The organism is Paenibacillus radicis (ex Gao et al. 2016) (genome assembly GCF_014641555.1).
Classification (GTDB): Bacteria; Bacillota; Bacilli; order Paenibacillales; family Paenibacillaceae; genus Pristimantibacillus; species Pristimantibacillus radicis.
In genome coordinates this window covers 25,464-46,645 of the sequence record NZ_BMHY01000010.1, presented here as the reverse complement: position 1 = coordinate 46,645, position 21,182 = coordinate 25,464, and the positions used below count along the sequence as shown (strand labels likewise).

General features: G+C 48.3%; 19 protein-coding genes. 10 read left to right on the top strand and 9 right to left on the bottom strand.

The window, feature by feature from the left end:
- Positions 1-11: 11 nt before the first annotated feature.
- Positions 12-797 carry a helix-turn-helix domain-containing protein gene (locus tag IEX98_RS21710; protein WP_188891326.1) on the bottom strand — a complete coding sequence of 262 codons (786 nt, stop codon included), beginning with the start codon at positions 795-797 and terminating at the stop codon, positions 12-14.
- A 120-nt stretch (positions 798-917) separates the two neighbouring features.
- Between IEX98_RS21710 and pyk the strand changes: the two genes are divergently transcribed.
- Complete coding sequence (pyk, locus tag IEX98_RS21705; protein ID WP_188891324.1) at positions 918-2,342, top strand: pyruvate kinase; 1,425 nt, start codon at positions 918-920, stop codon at positions 2,340-2,342.
- 128 nt (positions 2,343-2,470) lie between these two features.
- On the top strand, positions 2,471-3,184 hold the full coding sequence (locus IEX98_RS21700) for a M50 family metallopeptidase (RefSeq protein ID WP_188891322.1): 714 nt from the start codon (positions 2,471-2,473) through the stop codon (positions 3,182-3,184).
- An 82-nt stretch (positions 3,185-3,266) separates the two neighbouring features.
- On the opposite strand, the gene IEX98_RS21695 is transcribed toward IEX98_RS21700, so the two are convergent.
- The 3 genes from IEX98_RS21695 to IEX98_RS21685 form a co-directional block, all read right to left on the bottom strand.
- Entirely contained in the window at positions 3,267-3,431 is a 165-nt protein-coding gene (locus IEX98_RS21695) for a mechanosensitive ion channel protein MscL (protein WP_188891320.1), read from the bottom strand.
- A 151-nt stretch (positions 3,432-3,582) separates the two neighbouring features.
- Positions 3,583-5,166, bottom strand: a complete 1,584-nt coding sequence (locus tag IEX98_RS21690) for an AraC family transcriptional regulator (protein WP_229692312.1) — start codon at positions 5,164-5,166, stop codon at positions 3,583-3,585.
- 105 nt (positions 5,167-5,271) lie between these two features.
- Positions 5,272-6,285 carry an ABC transporter substrate-binding protein gene (locus tag IEX98_RS21685; RefSeq protein ID WP_229692311.1) on the bottom strand — a complete coding sequence of 338 codons (1,014 nt, stop codon included), beginning with the start codon at positions 6,283-6,285 and terminating at the stop codon, positions 5,272-5,274.
- 580 nt (positions 6,286-6,865) lie between these two features.
- Here IEX98_RS21685 and IEX98_RS21680 point away from each other — a divergent pair.
- Positions 6,866-7,339, top strand: a complete 474-nt coding sequence (locus tag IEX98_RS21680) for an NEAT domain-containing protein (protein ID WP_188891317.1) — start codon at positions 6,866-6,868, stop codon at positions 7,337-7,339.
- A 107-nt stretch (positions 7,340-7,446) separates the two neighbouring features.
- Positions 7,447-10,323, top strand: a complete 2,877-nt coding sequence (locus IEX98_RS21675; RefSeq protein WP_188891315.1) for an S-layer homology domain-containing protein — start codon at positions 7,447-7,449, stop codon at positions 10,321-10,323.
- Positions 10,324-10,374: 51 nt separating this feature from the next.
- On the opposite strand, the gene IEX98_RS21670 is transcribed toward IEX98_RS21675, so the two are convergent.
- Positions 10,375-11,388: a M23 family metallopeptidase gene (locus tag IEX98_RS21670; RefSeq protein WP_229692310.1), complete on the bottom strand. Its 1,014-nt coding sequence runs from the start codon at positions 11,386-11,388 to the stop codon at positions 10,375-10,377.
- 212 nt (positions 11,389-11,600) lie between these two features.
- On the opposite strand from IEX98_RS21670, the gene IEX98_RS21665 reads away from it, so the two are divergent.
- Positions 11,601-12,353, top strand: coding sequence for a response regulator transcription factor (locus IEX98_RS21665; RefSeq protein ID WP_188891313.1), 753 nt, complete (start codon positions 11,601-11,603; stop codon positions 12,351-12,353).
- On the top strand, positions 12,350-14,104 hold the full coding sequence (locus tag IEX98_RS21660; protein WP_188891311.1) for a sensor histidine kinase: 1,755 nt from the start codon (positions 12,350-12,352) through the stop codon (positions 14,102-14,104). Before IEX98_RS21665 ends, IEX98_RS21660 begins: the two co-directional genes overlap by 4 nt.
- 51 nt (positions 14,105-14,155) lie before the next feature.
- On the opposite strand, the gene IEX98_RS21655 is transcribed toward IEX98_RS21660, so the two are convergent.
- The 3 genes from IEX98_RS21655 to IEX98_RS21645 form a co-directional block, all read right to left on the bottom strand.
- Complete coding sequence (locus tag IEX98_RS21655) at positions 14,156-14,818, bottom strand: PspA/IM30 family protein (protein ID WP_188891309.1); 663 nt, start codon at positions 14,816-14,818, stop codon at positions 14,156-14,158.
- Positions 14,819-14,851: 33 nt separating this feature from the next.
- Complete coding sequence (locus IEX98_RS21650) at positions 14,852-15,073, bottom strand: PspC domain-containing protein (protein WP_188891307.1); 222 nt, start codon at positions 15,071-15,073, stop codon at positions 14,852-14,854.
- 265 nt (positions 15,074-15,338) lie between these two features.
- Complete coding sequence (locus tag IEX98_RS21645) at positions 15,339-16,154, bottom strand: alpha/beta fold hydrolase (protein WP_188891305.1); 816 nt, start codon at positions 16,152-16,154, stop codon at positions 15,339-15,341.
- Between the two features lie 144 nt (positions 16,155-16,298).
- On the opposite strand from IEX98_RS21645, the gene IEX98_RS21640 reads away from it, so the two are divergent.
- Positions 16,299-17,117, top strand: a complete 819-nt coding sequence (locus tag IEX98_RS21640) for a PPK2 family polyphosphate kinase (protein WP_188891303.1) — start codon at positions 16,299-16,301, stop codon at positions 17,115-17,117.
- A gap of 132 nt (positions 17,118-17,249) precedes the next feature.
- On the top strand, positions 17,250-17,702 hold the full coding sequence (locus IEX98_RS21635) for a hypothetical protein (RefSeq protein ID WP_188891301.1): 453 nt from the start codon (positions 17,250-17,252) through the stop codon (positions 17,700-17,702).
- A 138-nt stretch (positions 17,703-17,840) separates the two neighbouring features.
- On the opposite strand, the gene IEX98_RS21630 is transcribed toward IEX98_RS21635, so the two are convergent.
- Entirely contained in the window at positions 17,841-18,125 is a 285-nt protein-coding gene (locus tag IEX98_RS21630) for a hypothetical protein (RefSeq protein ID WP_188891299.1), read from the bottom strand.
- A gap of 364 nt (positions 18,126-18,489) precedes the next feature.
- On the opposite strand from IEX98_RS21630, the gene IEX98_RS21625 reads away from it, so the two are divergent.
- Both IEX98_RS21625 and alr read left to right on the top strand, forming a co-directional pair.
- Positions 18,490-19,692 carry an outer membrane lipoprotein-sorting protein gene (locus IEX98_RS21625; RefSeq protein ID WP_188891297.1) on the top strand — a complete coding sequence of 401 codons (1,203 nt, stop codon included), beginning with the start codon at positions 18,490-18,492 and terminating at the stop codon, positions 19,690-19,692.
- A gap of 153 nt (positions 19,693-19,845) precedes the next feature.
- Positions 19,846-21,024 (top strand): alanine racemase, encoded by a 1,179-nt coding sequence (alr, locus tag IEX98_RS21620; RefSeq protein WP_188891671.1) that lies wholly within the window; start codon positions 19,846-19,848, stop codon positions 21,022-21,024.
- Positions 21,025-21,182 lie beyond the last annotated feature (158 nt).

The following is a 21,182-nucleotide window of genomic DNA, read 5'->3' as shown; positions in this document are numbered from 1 at the left end:
TATTTGAAATACTAAGCTGTAGGTGAGGGCCGTTCGCGCATGTATTCGGTTGGCGTCGTACCTGTTTCCCGCTTGAATATTCGTTGAAAATAAGAGACGTCGCTATAGCCGACAAACTCGGCGATTTCGCCTACGGTTAGCGTAGAGTCGACAAGCATATAGATCGCTTTCTTAATCCGCGCGGCATGAACAAACTCGCTGATGGTCTGCCCGGTTACCCGGCGGAAAAGCGTGGCGGCATAGTTAGGGCTTTTATGAATATAATCGCCCAGCTCTTCCTTCGTTATTTTCTGCTGGTAATAGTCGGATATATACTGCTTCATCCGTTCCACGCTTTGGTGAATTTCCGGAGAATTCGTACCCTCGTCCAGCTCGCGGTTCCAGACAGCCAGCCATTCAGTCAAAACAGCAAGTCCGCGAATATCGGCATAGGGCGCCTTGTCGATCCAGTCGGCATAGACCGTTCTAATTCGTCCGAGGCATAGATCGTACATGCCCAGCTTCGTTTTTACCCAAGTATCGCTTTGAGCGATCGGAAGTCCCGCAAGCTGATCCGCACCGGTAAATTCGATGACATATTTCTCATGAAACACAGTCGGAATACACTTGCCGTAATAGGATTGGCAGGCGGGAATATACAGGGCCTCCCCTTTGTCCAAAATAACTTTTTCATGCTCGATCCAATAAACGGATTTGCCGTAGCTGGCAAGTACAAGCGTAGAGGCTCCCGGTGCTCTTGACCCGTCGTCGAACCAATCTACGCCCCGGTCCTGGCGAATTTGTACAAATCGAAACATGGCAAAAGCTCCTTTCAAAAACGTACTATTTTTCATATAGCGTACTATATTTCGTAGTCCGTTGGGAAGATTAGCGCTACAATACTCAATGACAATGTTCTTTCGGGAGGAATCGACAAAATGCGCAAAACTAAAATCGTATGTACGATGGGACCGGCCTGCGACTCGACAGATGTGCTTAAGGAAATGATTCAAGCGGGAATGAACGTAGCGCGGCTTAATATGGCTCATGGCGAGCTGGAAGACCATGCGGGAAGAATTGAACGTATACGCGAAGCGGCACAGGCAACAAACGCAATCGTGCCGATTTTGCTTGATATTAAAGGTCCAGAGGTTCGGATCGGCAAGCTGGAAGAAGCTTCTTACGAGCTCAAGACAGGATCGACGCTGACGTTGACGACAGAGGATATCGTTGGTAACGGAGAGCGGATTCATGTCAATTACAGCGAGCTTCCGCTCGTTATTAAATCAGGGGATAAAATTTTGCTGGACGACGGTCTGATTGAGCTTGAAGTACAGTCCGCCCAAGGGACGGAAATCCTTTGTATGATCTTGAACGGCGGCATCATCAAGCCTAGAAAAGGCGTTAATTTGCCAGGTATCCGCACGACGCTGCCAGGCGTAACGGAACGCGACATTCGCCATATTCATTTCGGCATCGAGCAGGGTATCGATATTATCGCGCCTTCCTTCGTACGGCGTGCTGAAGATATATTGCAAATTCGCGAGCTGCTTCAGGCAAACGGAGCGAGCCATATTCAAATTATTTCGAAGATCGAGAATGAAGAAGGCGTGGACAACCTGGATGCAATCATTGAAGCTTCCGACGGCATCATGGTTGCACGGGGCGATCTCGGCGTTGAAATCCCGGTAGAGGAAGTACCGATGATTCAGCGCGAGATGATTAATAAGTGTAATCTAGCCGGCAAACCGGTTATCGTAGCGACGCATATGCTGGATTCCATGCAAGTGAACCCGCGTCCTTCCCGGGCGGAAGTAAGCGACGTAGCTAACGCCGTTCTTCAAGGCACGGACGCGATCATGCTTTCGGGTGAGACAGCTGCCGGCAAATATCCGGTACAATCGATCAGCACGATGTCATCTATCGCGGTACGCGCGGAATCGATGCTTGACTATGCGGACGGCTTCCGTCAGCGCAGCTCGGAGCAGCCGACAACAACTACTGAAGTCATTAGTCAAGCCGTTGTAAGCTCCTCGCTGGAACTGGACGCGAAAGCGATTTTGACGCCAACGGAAAGCGGCTTTACGGCGCGTATGGTTTCCAAATATCGTCCTAAATCGCCGATTATCGCGATTACGTCGAATGACAATGTACTGCAGCGGCTAGCGCTGCTCTGGGGCGTCATTCCTGTTAAGGGCGAGGAAAGACCGGAATCGACTGACGGCATTTTCCAAACCGCTTTGAGCAATGGCGGCAAAACCGGCCTGCTGGAAAAAGGCGACTATGTTGTCATTACAGCGGGAACGCCTACCGGCCGTGCAGGTGCCACTAATTTGATCAAAATCGATCAATACGGCGTTTAATAAAAATGAACTGCGGCATACTTCCAGAAGGAGGGGGCCGCAGTTTTTCTTTTCTTTTTGCGAGACCGGATGAAACCTCATATGCCATAATGAAGTAAAAAAGGGTAGGAAGGTTTGGAGGGATTGCGATGCGAGCTTGGCTGCAGACAGCTGTGGTTGTTTTGGTTACGGTCTTCTTAACGAGATTTATTCCGTTTTCTGCTTTTTTCCGCAATGTGGATACGCTAGTTCACGAATTGGGGCATGCGCTGGCGGCGTTGCTGCTGAAGGGGCAGGTCAATCATATTTACCTATATGCGAATCAGAGCGGGGTTACTTATACGAGCTATGCAGAATCGTGGATGTCGATTCCGATCTCGCTTGCCGGTTATACAGGGGCTGCACTGTTTGCCCTGCTGTTGTTCTGGCTATATGCAAGAAAGAATGAAAGAGCGGGTCTTTATCTCGTTACGGCGCTGGCGGCGATTGGTCTTGCGCTATTCGTGCGAAATGGCTACGGCATGCTGTGGTGCGCAGGTTTTGCCGTTATTACTGGAGTAATCGGAGCGATGGCTCCGCAATGGCTGCGGCACGGCTACTATTTGTTGATCGCATTCATTTGTCTGGTGGAGTCGATATTGAGTCCATTCATTATTTTAAGCCTATCGATTACATCTCCCGGCGCGGCAGGCGATGCCGCCAATCTAAGTCGGGCAACCATACTGCCGGGCTTTATATGGGCGCTGCTTTTTGTTGCTTTCGCTCTTGTCTGCGCCAGATTTTCCGTATCACTGCTGTTTAAGCGGGGATTCCGTGATCAAGCGGCGGCCGGCGGAGAAACGAACGGAAGCTTCCGTTTGTAAACATGTGCATGCAGCACTGAACCATTCCATCTCAAATAGGCAAAAAAAAAGATGGCCTCTGTTGTGGGGTCATCTTTTTGCGTTAGTTGTATTCGACTCTGCGGCTCAAGTAAATGCTTCCGCTATATTGTTCTTGTACCCGAACGGCTTCTTCTTGAACATAAACATGAATTTCCTTCAAGCGCTGATTCACCGGCTTTATCGTTTCCTTCACTTCTCCATCTACTACAACATCGAATACGATCATGCTGATTTCGCCTCCTGTTTCCTTGATATCTTTACTATAAGGGGACAGTATTAGCGGCGTATTTCATAAACGTTAGAACAATGTTAACTTTCGTAATAGGAAAGCTCCTATGAGGGGAGGAGCATTAAGCCTTCGTGCTTGTATACGTTTATTAAGCTAAAGCAAGAAGAACGTCATCGATTTTTTTGTTATGGGAAAGGACTCCGTAATTCATCCAGGTAAGAAAATCAACCTCGTATACGCGTCCGGCTTGTACCGCCGGCAGCGACCTCCAAATCGGGTTCATATTCGGGTTGGGAATAGATCCTTCGTATTTATCGTATACGACGAAGAGATGCTCAGCATCCAGCTCTTTCAGTTTTTCCGCAGTCAGCATTTCCAGCCGTGACGCTCGAGCTGAGAGTTCGATTGCAAGCGGGTGAGGCGTCAAATCCAGATCCCCATACAAGACGGAGCCTGTATACCCAAGATCCACTCCCCCATATAGATAAATACCGGACGCAGACAGTCTTACGCAGGCCACCGACTGCCCGGAAACGGAGCGTCGCAAGCGTAGACTTGCTGCTTCCGCTTTATTCTCATATTGTGCAATTACTTGATCGGCTTGCTCCGTCTTACCCAAAAAATCGGCCATTGTCTGCAAGGTGGCACGCCAATTCTCGCCGGGGTGCTGGAGACGATACGTAGGGGCAAGGCGCTCAAATTGGCGGATGCTAATCGGATATTTTTCATAGCCGCCATCTAGAATGATAAAGTCTGGCTTGCATGCGGATAAATCAGACAGACTTGTTGGGTCTAGAACGGGGACATCTTGCAGGCCCAGATACTCCTGCTTGCCCCATCTGGCGTCCCAGCATTGCGCAATGGGATTGATGCCTAGCGCCAACAGGAAATCCTCCATGTAGGGAGCGTAGATTTTTAAATCATCCCGATGAATCCGCCGATATTGTCCGGGAGAGATGCCCACCGTTTGCTTAAAACGCCGATTAAAATAGTATTCGCTGTTATAGCCCACCGTTTCTGCGATCGCGTGAAGCCGATCTTCCGTCTGAAGGAGCAGCTGCTTGGAGCGCTCGATTCGTATCCCATTTACATAATCAAGCGGCAATTGCCCGGTTAGCTCCTTGAACATTCTTGTATATCGCCAGCGGCTGACCATCGTCCGCTCGGCAAGCAGATCGACAGTGAAGGGTTCGCGGTAATGCTCTTTCAAGTACCGGATGGATTGCTCCATTCCGCGGCGAATGTCGGTCTCTGCCGTTTGCTGCTGGTTCTGCTGGAGAAGAAAAAGCAGCAGCTGCTGAAATCGAATCTGATTTTGAAAAAGCTCCAATTGTCCGTGAAGCAAGCGGTGGCTATAGATCGCTCCAATACTTTCTATCGCTTGTGAAAAAGGAAGGCAAGTCATTTCTCCCGTACAAGGGAACAGGTTAACGTCACGGCTGGCAGAAGCTAACTTCCCAGGAACGCCGGACCATAGAAAGGAGATGATATAGCCCTGCAGTCCTTTGCGTTCCGGCTTAATAGTAAGCTCTGAGCCGGGAGGGGTAATCAGACAAGATCCGCGGATGAGACGAATACCGTCTTGGGCAAGGCGGGCAGTGCCGCTTCCCTCGGTAATAACGAGCATCGTATAGACGCTTTCTTCTTTATCTTCATCGTTATATAAACCCTGCAAGGGCTCATGCCGTATCTCTTTCATCGCGCAATATGCGATAGCCGCTTGCTGCGTCAATCTAATCGCCACCTAACTGAGAATCATTATCATAGTTATAGTGTAAAAGAAAAAGCGAAGCTCTTCAAGCTTTTATTTGCTTGAAGAGCTTCGCTCGAATAATTGTTATTTGGAGAAAATGGCGGTAAGATCATTCATTTTCAGTTTATTGGCTAGAATAGCGCCGGTTTGCCAATGGGAGCGCTCTACTTTGTACACATGACCATTTTTAACGGCTGGAACCGACTTCCAGATGGGGCTTTCAAACAAGTTCGAGATCGCCTCTTGGTTTTCTGGAGATTCCCAGTTGCCGTTAGACGGGAGAATGATCAAGTGGTCTGCATTTAAATCGGGAATAGCTTCCATCGAGATCAAGTCAATAAAGGCTTCCATTTCCTCGACCATTTTGGGAGCTTTTAATCCTAAGTCATGGTACAGTGTAGCTCCGATGAACCTGTTCTTGTAACCGAGAATATTAATGGACTTATCGCTGATGTTGATGCGCAGGACGGCGACCGTTTCGTCTCCAATTTTTTCGTGCAGCAGTGATTTGGTCTCGGCTACTTGCTTATCATAATCGCTGAGCAACTGTTCGGCTTTCTCTGGAATGCCCAAGACATCAGCCACCGTTGTCAGAATAAGGCGAGGATCTTGCAAGGCGGAATCAGGAATACGGTAAGTAGGGGCGACTTTGGAATATTGCTCATACATCGTTGCATCCGCTCCCCCGTCAACAAAAATCAGATCAGGTTCATAAGCTAATAATTTCTCCATATCACCTGTAATATCCCATGTAGGAGAAGTCAATTTCAAATATTCTTGCGTCCCCCACAGCGGGTGATACCATTGAACAACAGGGCTAACGTCAAGCGCTTTTAAATAATCTTCCATGTAGATGCCGGCTACCTTTTGCGGATGTGCGGGCACTGTGACCTCGCCAAATTGATCTTTCACCGTTCGCGTTGCATCTTCTTCTGGTACAGGACTGCTTTCAGGAGTCGCAGTGCTATTGCCTTGCGTTGTCTGATTGTTATTCGTACTGGAGCTGGAACCTCCGTTTGCGGCGCAGCCGCTTAATCCTATCATGGCTACTAGCAGTATCGTTGCCAGTATCACTGTCATTTTTTTTGAGCTTGCCATTGCAGAATCCACTCCTATGCTGATTGTTGTCTGTTGCGAGAATGATAGAGGGCTGACTAAATAACTGCGTAATGATTCTCATTATCAATCAAGCTGACCGAGGTTATTATAGCCCCTCAATCAAGGGATCTACAATGCACATTTACTTATCAAGTGATGTACATATGAGCGGGAGCTCTTTCAATTCTCAGTCCGAACACGGCAATAATTTCAAAAAAATGTATTGACAATTTTTAGTTGGCTCTATTACAATGATGTCGTTGATAGCAAATTATGGGTGATATCGTTTGCTGCCAATGAAAGGCACTGGACTTAGAGGAGCTTTTTTTTTACGACTATATTGATAATGATATTCATTTTCATGAGTGTATCAAAAATGATTGGTGATGCCGGTAAAGCAGAATGCTGCCAGCAAAACCCTTTTTTTTAAGCATGTATTGATAATAATTATCATTATCGACAAAATATCGTTCTCCTCTTTCGGTTTGCAGCGTCTACAAGGAAAGGAGTGTGAAAGGTCGTCTTCGCTGGTGAGTAGCAGAATGTCCAACCAAAAAACGATTAAGGGAGAGTGTTTGTATTGGTAATCAAATTCCGTAAAAATCTCGTTATGTTCATGCTTCTTATTGCTGTAGCTGTTGCTTATGTCACGCCTGCATTTGCGGCAACCTTCCCTGATGACGGAACTTACAAAATTCAATATGCGGCTTATTCGGCTACCAGCACCGCTCCATCGATGTTGACCGGCTATATCGCGGCACCTGCAGTTGTCGTGGCCGACGGCAATTCCTTTACGGTTACGGTAGAATTCACTAACGACAGTTACATCCAGAACTTCCGGGTCAATAACGGTGCCGGTTATGTGGAAGCAACGAGCGTAACGCCTGCAACGGCAGGCAACTATGCCTTCCAGTTCACAACTGACGATCTTGACAGTTACGTTAATATTCAAATTTACGTAGACATCCCGTCTTCGGTCTATCCTCCGAATGGCTATCAATACACACGCGACGCACGCCTCTTGTTTAACACGGCTGGCGCAGTCGAAGCGTAAAGATGACAGGAAGAAAAGGCTTGCCCTTGCAGGCAGGTCTTTTCTTCTCTCTTTTATTGGCCGGAGCATGACAACTGGCCTAATTCAATGAAAAGGATGTGGATGTGTTGAAGTTGAAGGGAAAAAGCCGCTTGGCTGCGGTAATGGCCTTTTTGTTTATTTTACAGACGGCCATCGCTGCTCCGTTTGGTTCGTCGGCTGCTGCCGCTTCGCTAACAGACGGCGAGTACCCGGTAGGATTTCATTATTATGAGGATGGGAAGCAAACCTCCTCCAAGCTTCAAGATTATTCGGTAGCCGGAAGCGGGAAGCTGATTGTACAGAACGGGACGATTACCTTTCAACATGAAATTACTGCGAAACAGGACATTCCGTTTGTCGGCATTCTGAGGGATGGAGCGTCCCGGGCTGTTATTAGCGGCGGTCAGCTAATAAGCGGAGCGGAGAACTACATATCAGCCTATAGCAATGACCCGAACGCATCAATTGCAAGCTATGTCGTAACCGATTTGTCTAAAACGTATGATATTCTCATTCATGTCTATATTTCAACGGCACACATTCAATATGACAATTGGTATCCGGTACAGCTTAAGCTGGATGCAAGCGGAATTGTACCGGGGACGGAAGGCGATCCAGTATCGCTTGAGGGGCTGAATACGCTTATCGCAACAGCGCAAAGCCTTCACGACACAATAACGGAAGGAACCGGGGACGGCTATTACCCAGTTGGAACGAAGAACGGGTTACATAACGCAATTCAAAAAGCGGCTGCTGCTGCAGCTGAGGAAAATGCCACAGAGTCAGAGTTTGGTCTAGCCTTCTTTGAACTCAACAAACATGTGGAGCAAGTTAAAGCTTCAAAGATTGTCGTTGATAAAGCAGCACTTCGCAATGTCATTGTGGAGGCGCAGTCCGTCTATGCGGCTTCCAAACCGTTCGGGGCAGCGGCGGTCGCTGATCCGGTAACCTACACGGGTGCAACGGATGCGCTTCGGAAATATATTGTCAGCGGAGGAGAAATTCCCGATACGCCCATTAGCACGAGCTATCGGAATAAGCTTCAGACGCTAATAACGGCTGCTATTCAGGATCGGGACAATGCACAAGTCTCACAGGCCCAAGTGAATGGAAGAGTGTCAGACCTGCAAAACTATCTGGTTGAAATTGCAGATAATGTCGCTACGCAAGGGGTAGGCCGGTTTGTTGTACTGGACAGCCGCTCGCCTAATGCGGTGGAGTCTGAGTTTGCCTCCTTTTTCGTACCGGAAACGGTCGAAGTGATCTCCGGCGCTAAAATTTATGAGCGGATTACGATAAAAAACTACAGTGAATTTAAGTCAAAATTCGTATCGCTGGATTGGTACAGCGCCACTTATAATCCAGCCTTCAGTGATGGAACCGGCATTGGCGCCAAGCAGACGGTTAGAGAGGTTGCAAACCGTCCTGATAAGGACGAATATACCGGGCAGTTAATTCTAAATTCGACAAATCTGAATGCAACGAACGGGTTGCTTCCTATCGTATACAAAACGACTGATCAGCCTACAGTTGAAAAGACGCTTTATTTGAATTTCAATGTGGAGCTGTTGCATCAGTTGAATCAAGCGGTTGAGGCTGCTCAAGAGCTGCATGATGAGTCAGAAGCTGGGACACAGCCGGGACAATATAGCACAGAGGCTAAAGAGAGCTTTCAAGCGGTCATTAGCGAGGTGAAGCAGACTGCAGATCACCCGGCTGCGGCAAGATCAGATATTCAAGCGGCATTTGCAAATTTGGAAGCAGCGAGACAGCAATTTGAGGCAGCCCGGGTTCCGGGTGAAGCTCTTGCTGACGGCAATTATTATGTTAATTTTAAAGTGTTGAAGTCCGGAAGCTCAGACAATTCCGTTATGCAGACATTTGTTGTCAGTCCGGGTATGCTTCACGTTTCCGGTACGGAAAAAACATTTTATTTTACGATTAAGCAAGATTCCGTTATTACGGGCTTCAAGCTAAACGGGGAAAATGTACCCGTGCTATTCAGAGATACGGCAGCGAATACGCGTGTTGTTTATTTTAATGTCTCCAATCTGGCATCTGTCATAGATGGCTGGGTGAAAGTCGATTGGCCGGAAAATCATTACAGCGGTGAAGATCAGGTGAGGCTTCAATTCGATCCGGCTTCGGCGGTTGCGACACAAGAGCCTCTTCCTTCTCCAAACGAAGGACCGGGCACCAGCCCTGAACCAAGTCCGGGTACTAGCCCAAGCCCAGGCACGAGTCCGGAGCCAAGTCCGGGTACTAGCCCGAGCCCGGAGCCAAGCCCGACTCCGAGCCCGACGCCAGGTTCGGGTTCTAATCCGGGTACGAGTCCAAGCTCTAGCCCTAGTCCGACTCCAAGCGCAACACCTAGCCCAAGTCCAAGCCCGTCCCCTGGTGCCAGCGGAGAACCGGCTAAGGCGTTTGCTGATACGAAAGGACACTGGGCGGAGACCGCGATTGCCCGTGCAGAAGCTTTAGGCATTGTGAAGGGATATAGTGATGGAAGCTTCCATCCTGAGAATCCGATTACGCGCGGCGAGTTCGCCGTCATGCTCAGCAGGGCGCTGAAGCTCGACACAGCAGCAACAGAAAGAAGCACCTTCCAGGACAGCAGCCAAATACCGGAGTGGGCCAGTCCGCATGCATCAGCGGTCCAGAAACAGCAATTGATTCAAGGCTATGCGGATGGAAGCTTCCGTCCATCCGGCAGCATTAGCCGAGCTGAACTGGCGGTCATTATTGCCCGTGCGGCAAAGCTTGATACGAGCGGAGAAACGTCAACAAGCTTTGCCGATGACAGCAGTATCCCGAAGTGGGCGGTGAAAGAAGCCGCTGCTGCAGCTAAAGCAGGTCTGCTGGAGGGTAAACCCGGCAATACATTTGATCCGCAAGCCATCGCTACCCGTGCGGAGGTCGTTACGGTAATACTGAAATTGCTGGATTCGCAATCGGCTCAATAGACAAAATAAAACAAGGCTGGCGCCATTTGAATGCGCCAGCCTTGTTTTATTTTAATCGCTGGAAATCGTATGTCCTTGCGAGTCATCGATTTTGTTCTTCCATTGTACACGAATGGCATGCGTGCCATCGAATAAATCAGGGCCATTGGATACTTGGAAATGAAGATGCGCCTCGCTGGAATTGCCGGAATTACCTGTTTTACCGAGGAGATCGCCTGTTTCTACTTTATCTCCCTCTTTTACAACGATGGTGCCTTTCTTCATATGCGCGATAAAGCTGTATTCACCGCCATGATCGATTACGACGACATTGCCTTCGGGTGCTTTTTCATTCATAACGCCAACAGGCTCATTGTCCGGAATATCGTTGACGACCTTTACGACTATACCGTCTGCAGGAGCGAAGGCATCCTGATTAAAGGCGTAATAACTTTCGTTTTTAAGCGGATCGCCTTTATAGGATTTCTCATCCTTCACTTTAATGATGTCATAGGCATAACGCTGGCCAGGATACTCGTAGTGATAGTTCACTAAAGCGTTGATTCCGCCCCAATAGACGTACCAGTCTCCTTTAAACGGCGGCTCGAAAGCCGTATTGGTGAACTGAGCATCGGTTTCGGGGTAGACGTCAAGCGACCGGACCTGCAGGCTGTTGATTTCATTGCTCGCATCGACGAGTGCGATCAGTCCTTTATTGCCGCCGGGAGTTGTCCATGACCGCAGATCCATTCCGTTCAACTTCAAGATAGAGGACTGCTGCAGTGAATCAACATCCTTGCTAAAGTCTCCAACCAAGGCACTGAAATCAGCCAGGCTGATTTCATCTTTGAATGCCTGATTCGTATGGTTGTAGATCGTCTCATACTCTCCGTTCAAAAGAAGGTCTGGTAAATTCTCGAATTTAAATTCGCTTTTCTCGCCTTCGTTCGTCACGGCTTCTTTCACGGTCGGTGCGGAAGCCGGTGCTTCCTTATTGCCTCCGCATCCAGCCAGAAGGCCGGCAAATGCACCTGCAACCAATATTAAAGCAATCCTTCTCATTCTAAAATTTGATTTTTTCTCCAACCTAAACGCCTCCGATTCATCGATTGTCTATCCTCCGTTAGAATAACAGGGCAACCTTATAGGAACTGAACGCTTTAGTGAACACAAGTTTAATTCATGCTGCTTTCATAGGAAGCAGAATTAAGGTTGCGTTAAGAGAGCGCTATGGGTTCCATCGCAAAGATCATGGTAAACTAATGAAATAAACGGCGTGAAGAAGATGGAGGTACGGAATGAACAGCCATTCCATTCTGCTTGTCGATGACGAGCATTCTATAGTTGAATTAATGCAAATCGTGTTGGAGAAAGAAGGGTTTACCGACATCGACAATGCGTCATCCGCTGAGGAGGCGCTTGCCGCTTGCAGAGTTAAGGAATATGATCTGATCGTTCTGGATGTTATGATGCCTGGCCGAAGCGGGATTGAGGCTGCTCCATTTCTACGGGAACTGACTGACGCCCCTATTCTGTTCTTGACAGCACGGACATCTGATTTTGATAAATTGACCGGCTTTGCGGTAGGCGGCGACGATTATATTACAAAGCCGTTTAATCCGATGGAGGTTGTAGCCCGCATACGCTCACAGCTTCGTCGGTATACGCATGCCAAACGGCTTGCGGCGGGTCAATCTGGACAAAGTACACGTCTGCAGCAGCAAACGGTCTATGATTATGGACGTTTTCAGGTAAACGCGGAAGCAGGAGAACTGATCGTTGAGGGCGAGACGGTATCATGCCCGGCGCTCGTATTTCAATTGTTGTTGTTTTTATGTGAAAATCCGAATCGGATATTTAGTAAAAGCGAGCTGTATGAGCAAGTGTGGGGCGTTGACGCCTTTAACGATGATAATACAGTTATGGTTCATATTCACCGCATCCGCGAGCGAATTGAAGCCGACCCGTCCAACCCCCAATTTATCGTGAATGTAAGAGGGCTTGGGTATAAGCTGATTCAACCCAAAGCAAAAGGAATCGAGAAGCGATGAACATTAAGCGGCGATTAGCTTTGCGGTTCGTTTTTCAATTATCGATTGCGGGTATCGTCTCTTTGCTGATCGTAGTGCTGTCGGGCCTGTGGGTTATACGCCAATATGCTGAAATTCAAATTTCCCGTGATTTTGCCTCTGTTGGACTGGAGCGGCTCGTTGAATCCTCCAAGCTTACGACTGACGGCTTCGAGTTTGAGCCAGGCTTGCTGGAACGAGTGAAGAAAAATAACGGCTGGCTGCAAAGCCTGGATGAGAACGGTCAAGTGGAGCGTTCCTACAACACGCCAAATGATGTGCCCAAGCAGTATACTTCCGGGCAGTTAATGGAGTATTGGTTAAACAAAAATGCTTTTCCCTATGAAATCTATTTATGGGTGCAGAAAAAGGAAGGCAAGCTGTTTACACTGATCTATGGAACGCGCAATGAACTGACCCCGTTGTTCGAGCAAGTGAAGGCCGAAGCCAGGTTTTCCGGCAGTGAACTAGTCATTCCAGAGAAAGCGGCTAGCAGGCTGCGTTCCCTAGGCGGATTTGTTCAATTACTGGATTCCAATGGTGCGGAACTGGCTTCGTTCAATAAACCAAAGGGCGTCGAAAGCCGCTATAAAATTGACGATATGGTCGTTCGTACTTTGTACTTCTATCGTTTTGACGACCGCATTCTCACTTCTTACGAGGAGGATACCGGCAGAACCTGGATCGTAGGACTACCCAATATAACGAGCGGAAAAGTAGATCGGGGATGGCTGCCGCCGGAGGGGAAGGTTCTGCTTACTGCAATGACGGTTATGTTCATTGCTTTAATTATCGTCTTTACCCTGCTCTCCTTATGGAATGCGCATCGTTTCGGGGTGCCGATGCTTCATATGCTTGCTTGGCTTAATTCATTAGGCAAAGCGGAATTCAAGGAACCGCTTGACCGCAGAGGAATTGCTGTCAGCCGCAAGCGTTCCGGGGAGTGGCGTTCACGTTACCGGGTGTTTGCAGAGGTGCTTTATTCGATCGATCATTTGGCTGCTACTTTGCTAAGAGATCAGAAGCTTCGGGAGCAAAATAAACATTTGCGCGAAGAATGGATTTCAGGCATTACCCATGATTTGAAAACACCGCTTTCCTCTATTAAAGGCTATACGCATATGCTTGCCGAGGACAGCTATGAATGGAGCCTGGAGGAGGTTCGCAAATTTTCCCGTATCATGCTGGAGAAAGCTGCTCATATGGATACGCTGATTAACGACTTGGCCATGTCTTATCGGATCAGTGCCGGTATGCAGCAGGAAGATGGAGAACGAATCGAACTGAATGAATGGCTGGGAGCCGCTTTAGAACGTGCGGGAGCCAGTCCGTCATTCAATAAAGAGAGAATCCGATTTGTTCCGGCGGACAAACCGTTGTATGCAAAGCTGCATAAGCCTTGGATGGAGCGAGTCATAGCGAACATTGCAGCTAACGTATGGCTGTATAATCCTCCTGAAACGATATTGACGGTAAAGGTTGAAGAGGTGGAGGACAGAGGGCAAGTGGCGCTATCATTCAGCGACAACGGCAATGGCATGGACGGAGATACAGCAAACCGGCTATTTGAGCGTTATTATCGCGGGACCGATAGCGCAAGCTCAACGGACGGATCAGGTCTGGGCATGGCCATTTCGAAAGGGCTCGTAGAGGCAATGAGCGGCGAAATTACGGTGCGCACCTACCCCGGTACGGGTACGACAATTCGGGTTACCTTTCCAATAATGAAATAATGAAAAACAAAAAGAGCCCGTCTTGCTGTATGCAAGAATGGGCTCTTTCGTTTATTTGTTCAGCAGACGCTGAAGCTCTTCTTCAACTAGCGCATTGCGTTTCTCTTGCTGCGGATTCGGAACGCTGGACGCTGAACCGCTGTAGCTGCCATATGGCGCTTTCGAGAGTTCGCGAGCCGCCTCCCATTCCATTACCTTTTGCTCAATCCGGTCGAAGCCTCTCGCAGCCGAGCTGCCCTCAAAAGACTGCGGGGCAGGTGCCCCGGATACTACGCCGGCTTGCTGGACTCGTGCAATCAGTTCCGTACGTTTTCCTTGCAGACGTGTACGTTCTTCCTTCAATGCTTCTAGGCGCAATTCAATTTCGGTAACAGCTTGTTGTGCAAATTCAAGCAGACGGGAAGATTCATCCGCATGCTCTTTATAGAGCAGCTTGGCTTCCAATGCCGTTCTAGCTTCCGCTTCGCGGTCAGCAGATGCAGCTTGTACCGCTTTGTCTTCGTAGTAAGCGGCTTGACCATTCTGCTCGTCGAGCTTCGATTGCAGCATCCGTACTTGAGCTTGCTGAGTGACCAGCGAACGCTCCGCTTTGGCGATATCCTCATCCAAATCTCTCAGGTAATGATTCAGCATCATAACCGGATTTTCAATTTTATCCAACATTTCGTTTGCTGCTGCCTTCGTTATCGAAAAAACTCTCTCCAAAATTCCCATCATCATCTCTCCCTTAGTTTTTATCAAATGAAATTAAAAGTGGTATTGGTTAGTGTAGTTGAAATCGCCGTAAGGCGCTTTAGGAACGAAGATCGATGCGACGATGTAGATCAACACGACCGCCCCGAAGCTGAATAGTGCCGCTATTGCTACCAACAATCGAACTACAGTAGGATCAACACCCAGCCACTCCCCGATGCCTCCGCAAAGACCTGTCAGCTTGCGGTCAGCCTGTGAACGAAATAATTTTTTCATTTCCCATCATCCTTTCGACTTGCTCTTCGATGTCTTTATTGTAGTATGGATTCCGGCTGCTCGTAACAGTCCCCAGTCGGTTTCTCGAACTGGTCTTAAGGCGGGGAACGACCGGGTCGGGCGGCGGGGATGGGACGATATTAGCCGGTTTGAAGCGGTATAAAGCGGAAGATGTAAAAATTCTGTGGCTGTTATGAGGGGATAGACTCATGAGAGCAAGCAAAGAAGGAGCCTCTTCACAGGGCTCCTCCTTTGCTTACATGATCTATTTAAGGAAGCGCAGCAGCTCTTCATTGAACTTGTCCGGCTCATCGAACAGCATCCCGTGTCCGCTCTGTTCGAACTGAACAAGCGTAGAGCCGTCAATGCCGGCAAGCAGCAGCGTAGCAAATTCCGGCGGGCAGATGATGTCTTTCATTCCCTGGAAGATGGTCGTTGCTGTCTTGATCTGCGGGATATCGTCACGCAAGTCTTCATCCCGGAGTGATTCGAAGGTGTGCACGGTGCCCCAAGCGGAAGCTTCGAGGCCAAGCTGTTGAAGCCAGTCTTTGAAAGGCTCGCTTATAGCTCTCTCCCCGCCACCGTCTAGAAACTGTGATCCAAAGTCGCGAAGCAGCTGAGGCCGGTCTTGCCGGATTGCTGCAATCTGAGCTTGGGCATCCTCACGCTTCATTCCGTATGGATATTGGTCCCGCTGCGTGAAAGCTGGAGCGGCTGCTCCCAGCAAGGCAAGCTTGCGGATGCGATAGCCGCCATGGCGCGCCATGTAACGAACGGCGATTGCGCCGCCTACAGAGAAACCGACTAAATAGACTTGATCCAGCTCCAAGCGGTCGATAACTGCTTTAATATCATCTGCCAAGCGGTCATAGCTGTAGCCTTCTGCCGGAGCATCCGACTTGCCGAAGCCCCGCTGGTCGATGCCGATGCAGCGATACCCCTGTTCGGAGAGCCATGTAAATTGATATTCGAACATCCGGCTGTTAAGCGGCCAGCCATGCAGGAAGATGACTGGAGTCCCCGTTCCGACATCCTCTACATATAAAGAAACGTTTTTTTCAACTTCTACATAAGTTCCCATCTCATTCTCTCCTTTCGGTTCCTATTTGTTTCATTACCCACAATGTTGACCATTGAAAAGTTTGTTTAAGGGGAATGATGAAGGGATAAGAATAAGAAAATAGAATTAAAAGGATATAAGGATAAGAAGAAAGGCTGTGAGGGCATGAGCAAGGAGTTTCGGATTTCGGTGAAAAAGAAAGTTAATCTCTCGAATTTCGACCCTAAGGACACAGGACGATTTCAGAATAAAGATGAGGTTGCGAAGGAGATTAAGGAGCTGGAGCAGGAGCTGCAGGAATTGCAGGAGAAGCTGATCGCTGGGAAAGAGCATGCCGTTCTGTTTGTTTTTCAGGGAATGGATTGCAGCGGAAAGGACGGAGTGATTAAGAAGGTTTTTGCCGGATTGAACCCGCAAGGCATTTCGGCGCATAGCTTCAAAGCTCCGACCGAGGAAGAATCCCGGCATGATTTTCTGTGGCGGACACATCACGCCGTGCCAGCACTTGGCCAAATCGCTGTTTTCAACCGCTCCTATTACGAGGATGTACTGATTACAAGAGTGCACGGCAAAGTGGACGACGCGGAGGCATTACGCCGGTTTAAACATATCAATCATTTTGAAGCATTGCTTGCCGATAACGGCGTCAAGGTTGTAAAGCTGTTTTTGCATATATCAAAGCAATTCCAATTGGAGAAGCTGATCAGCCGGATCGAGGATCCGAGTAAAAACTGGAAGTTCGACCCTTCCGATCTGTTGGAACGTAAATCATGGAAGCAATACAGCAACTATTACGAGGAGCTGTTCGAGAAATGCAGCAAGGCATCGCCATGGCATTTGATTCCTTCTGATAATCGGTGGTACCGGAATTACGCAGTGCTGAAAATTGCGGTAGAAGCATTGCGCAGCCTCGATTTGAAAGAGCCTCCTGCCAATCCGGAGCTGCAACAGCTGCTGGCTGAAATTAAGGAAGCGGAAAAATAACAACATTTGCAAGTCCCTCGGTTTGTAAGATGCCGAGGGGCTTTTTTACACTTTTGCACAAGGCTAGAGCTGCAACTTTACTTGGTTCGATAGCGTTTGGTGGGTAAAGACGATAACAATTGGAGGATCCGAATGAAATATGTCATCCCCATTCTTCTGCTTGTATTATTGATCGGGTGCACAGGTCGCAATGATAGGCCAATAAACCAATCCGCAGCTATAAGCTTTCTTGAAGATAGAGGCTATGAAGTGTTGTCCTATGAAGCCCATGCAGAAAGCTATGAATTAACGAAACAAAAAATTGTCACCCTGCCCTATATGATGTATTGGGGACTGCAGTCAGTTAACCCTGCCTCCTATTTCGGTAAAACCATCGACGTTGAAAAGTTCATTGTGAAGTCGCAGGGCAAAGTAAATGTATTTGTCTATGTAGTCGACGGCACGCCGATCGGGGGCACTTCAGTTCCGCATGAAGATGCATCAGATGGAGGATATTGGTCATTAGACGGCAAGAAGCTGGAAGAAGTTCAAGCCAAGCCATTTCAAGAGTGGCAAAAGGACTGGCTGAACGAATATGGCGCATAGAGTTTGGGGGGATAACAGCGGAGTTTGACCACATATTCTGTAGCAGCAGTTACGGCGTAGAACAATAAATGGTCAAAGAAAAAGCTGCCGAGAATTTCTCGACAGCCTGACCGCCCCTCAGCGGGTATGTAGCAGGTATTACATATTGCCAAATGCAGCGAACATGCTGCCCAGGAACAATACTACAATAAGAATATAAAGGACGAGAACAATTGCAGACCACAGCAAAGCCGCTTTATAGTAGTTTTTCTTAGTAGGGTTGCCTTCTCCGAAAGCCCAGACGAACATCATGATAATACCAACGATCGGAATGATCGAAATGAGCATCATGAGCATCCATTCTTTCACCGAAATAATCGGCGATACTTGCTGGTTATACCCCGCATTATAAGGATTTGTTTGCGGTTCGTTATTGAGTTCCAAAAATAATCTCTCCCTTTGATAATAATTGACGTCGTCACACAACGTTCACATCTTATTATAGCGGCTTAAATTCACTTTACAATCCCTTTTTTGCTAAAATCCCCCTCTTTTCTCAAGATTAATTGTTTATTAAGGTCGGTTTCTATCAAAGTTGCATATAGATAGTCTAATTTTCAATGATTTTGTCGATGGAATAAATGATCCTTTGTATGATATTCCCTGAATGGCTAAGCTTTCTGAGCTTCTTACACAAACACCGAAAAATTTAAGTAGAGCCAAGCTATTGCCAGTCCGCATAATTGTCCAAGTTCCCTCATAGACATGTTACCAGTTGGAAAAACATTGTGAAGAGGGGTTGATTGGAATGCGTCGCATTACATGGGCCGCGGCAATTTTGTTAGTTTTCTCACTCGTATTGAGCGCTTGCGGGACGAAGGACGCCGAGTCCGTGGTCAAGGAGCTCGATAAAACGGTGAGCAGCATGGAGAGCTATCGGGGGAGCGGAACGATGACCCTCAATACCGGCACACAGCCTCTCCAGTATGCGGTTGAGGTTTCTTATCAGAAGCCTAATTTTTACCGGATTAAATTGACCAACACCGAGAAAGACATTACGCAAATTGTGCTCCGCAATGACGACGGCGTATTTGTACTCACTCCCCGTCTGAACAAAGTATTCCGTTTCCAAAGCGATTGGCCGCAAAACCAAGGTCAGGTGTATTTGTATCAAACGCTGGTACAAAGCATTCTGCTCGATAACTCCCGCCAATTCGCAGTCGAAGACAACTCCTATGTATTTGACGTCATGGCCAATTACAATAACGGCTCGCTTGCCCGTCAAAAAATCTGGCTGAACAAGTCGGATTTCAAACCGGTGCATGTGGAAGTCAGCGATACCAATGCTTCCGTGATGGTCGATGTGAAATTCGATACGTTTGAATTTGGACCAAAATTCGAAAGCAGCGCTTTTGAGACGGAAGCAAATATGAAATCTGCTCCATCTAATGGCGGCACAGGCGATCAAGCGACAACTGTCCAGCCGGAGGACAATGGAGAAGGCAGCGAGGAAGCGACTACTCCTAGCGATAACAGCAGCAACGCGGGCACGAAAGCGGGCGGTGAAGTCAATAACGGCTCGGAAAAAGATCCGGCAGCAGGAAAAGCAGATAATGCCAATGCTAAAGATGAGAGCGATGAGACGATCGCTCATCCAGATGAAGCGGGAGCTATTCTGCAAGTGATGCTGCCGACGTATATGCCGACAGGCGTCTCAGAGAAAGACAGTGTGGATATCGTATTTGGCGGCAATGCCGGTCTCATGACCCGTTATACGGGCACTTACGATTATTCGCTCATTCAAACGCAGCCTAAAGATCAGGCGGCATCCTATAGCGAAGGCGAGATGTATGACTTAGGCTTCACAATTGGACAAATGAGTACGGGTGAGGAGCAGCATACGTTGACTTGGCTGTATGAAGGCAATCAATTCCGCCTTACAAGCTCTACACTGTCAGAATCCGATATGATTAAAATCGCGCAATCCGTTCAGGCAGACACATCGAAATAAGCGGCAGTGAGTTTCCAAGAGGTACTAACTGTTTCAGGCGGCCAATTCATTGACAGCCCAAGCGGCAACGTATAACATTGTTTTTATGATGTTTATCGTCCGGACTGGATGTTGGATATAGGGATTGGCCGTCAGAGAGGTTAGGTGAACGACTTGGATTCGTATTATCGCCCGACGAGGGTAGAAATTTCGCTTGATGCACTCAATCACAACCTTCAAGCGTTCCGAAACACGATGCCTGAAGGCCGGCGGCTGCTTGTTGCCGTGAAAGCGAATGCTTACGGCCATGGGGCGGTTGCTGTTGCTCGCGAAGCCGAACAGTTTGGCGTCGACTATCTGGGCGTTGCTTTTCTAGATGAAGCGCTCCAGCTTAGACAGGCCGGCATAACGGCACCGATACTCGTGCTTGGCTACGTTCCTGCTTATGCGCTGGAAGTAGCCCGAAGCCAGGACGTTACGGTGGCCTTATTCCGTGAGGATGTTCTGGAGGCGGCTGCGGCGCTGCCGCTGCGCGAAGACGGCAAACGGCTGAAAGCGCATGTCAAGATGGATACCGGCATGGGACGATTAGGTCTGCTGGGGGTTCACGCCGTTGCTGATTTTATCGAACGGGCGTTGAAAGTTCCGCAGCTTGAGGTTGAGGGGCTGTTCACTCACTTCGCACGAGCGGATGAGCTGGATAAAAGCCATACAAAGCAGCAATATGAGCGATTCAGTGAAATTGTCGATTATGTAAAGCAAAATCAGCTGCCGATTTCGATTATTCATTCTGCGAACAGCGCAGCAGGGATCGATATGCCCGAATGGCCTAGCGATATGGTAAGACTGGGGATCAGCATGTATGGCCTTTATCCTTCGGATGAAGTGAAGCGGGACGTAATTGCGTTAGAGCCGGTCATGTCGCTCAAGAGCGAGGTTGTCATGGTGAAGGAAGCGCCTCCAGGCTGGGGAATCAGCTACGGCTCCCGTTACGTTACTTCCAAGCAGGAGCAGATAGGAACGCTTCCTATCGGTTATGCCGACGGTTTTAGCCGGATGCTGGGCGGTAAAGCAAAGGTGCTGGTAAGAGGCGTGAAAGTGCCGGTGCTCGGAACGATCTGCATGGATCAATGTATGATTGCGTTGGACGAAGTATCCGGTGAAGAAGCGGTTCAACCGGGTGAAGAGGTCGTACTGATCGGCCGCCAGGGTGAGGAATGCATTACAGCTGAGGAAGTTGCAGCGCAGCTCGGTACCATTAATTACGAAGTGACATGTATGATGACTGCCCGCGTTCCGCGTATTTATATGAAGAATGGCAAGGCGGTTGCAGTCGAAAACCCGTTAATTTAGGTGGAAAATTTTCCAAACCGCAAAAATTGTTAGAGTAAAAAGGAATTTCGCCAATTATCGCGAATTAAGTAAGGCAACTGACGTACATGGTGCTATACGCGAAATCATACAGCATAATTGATATACGCGTCACATAGATATGTTGGAGTATAGCGACG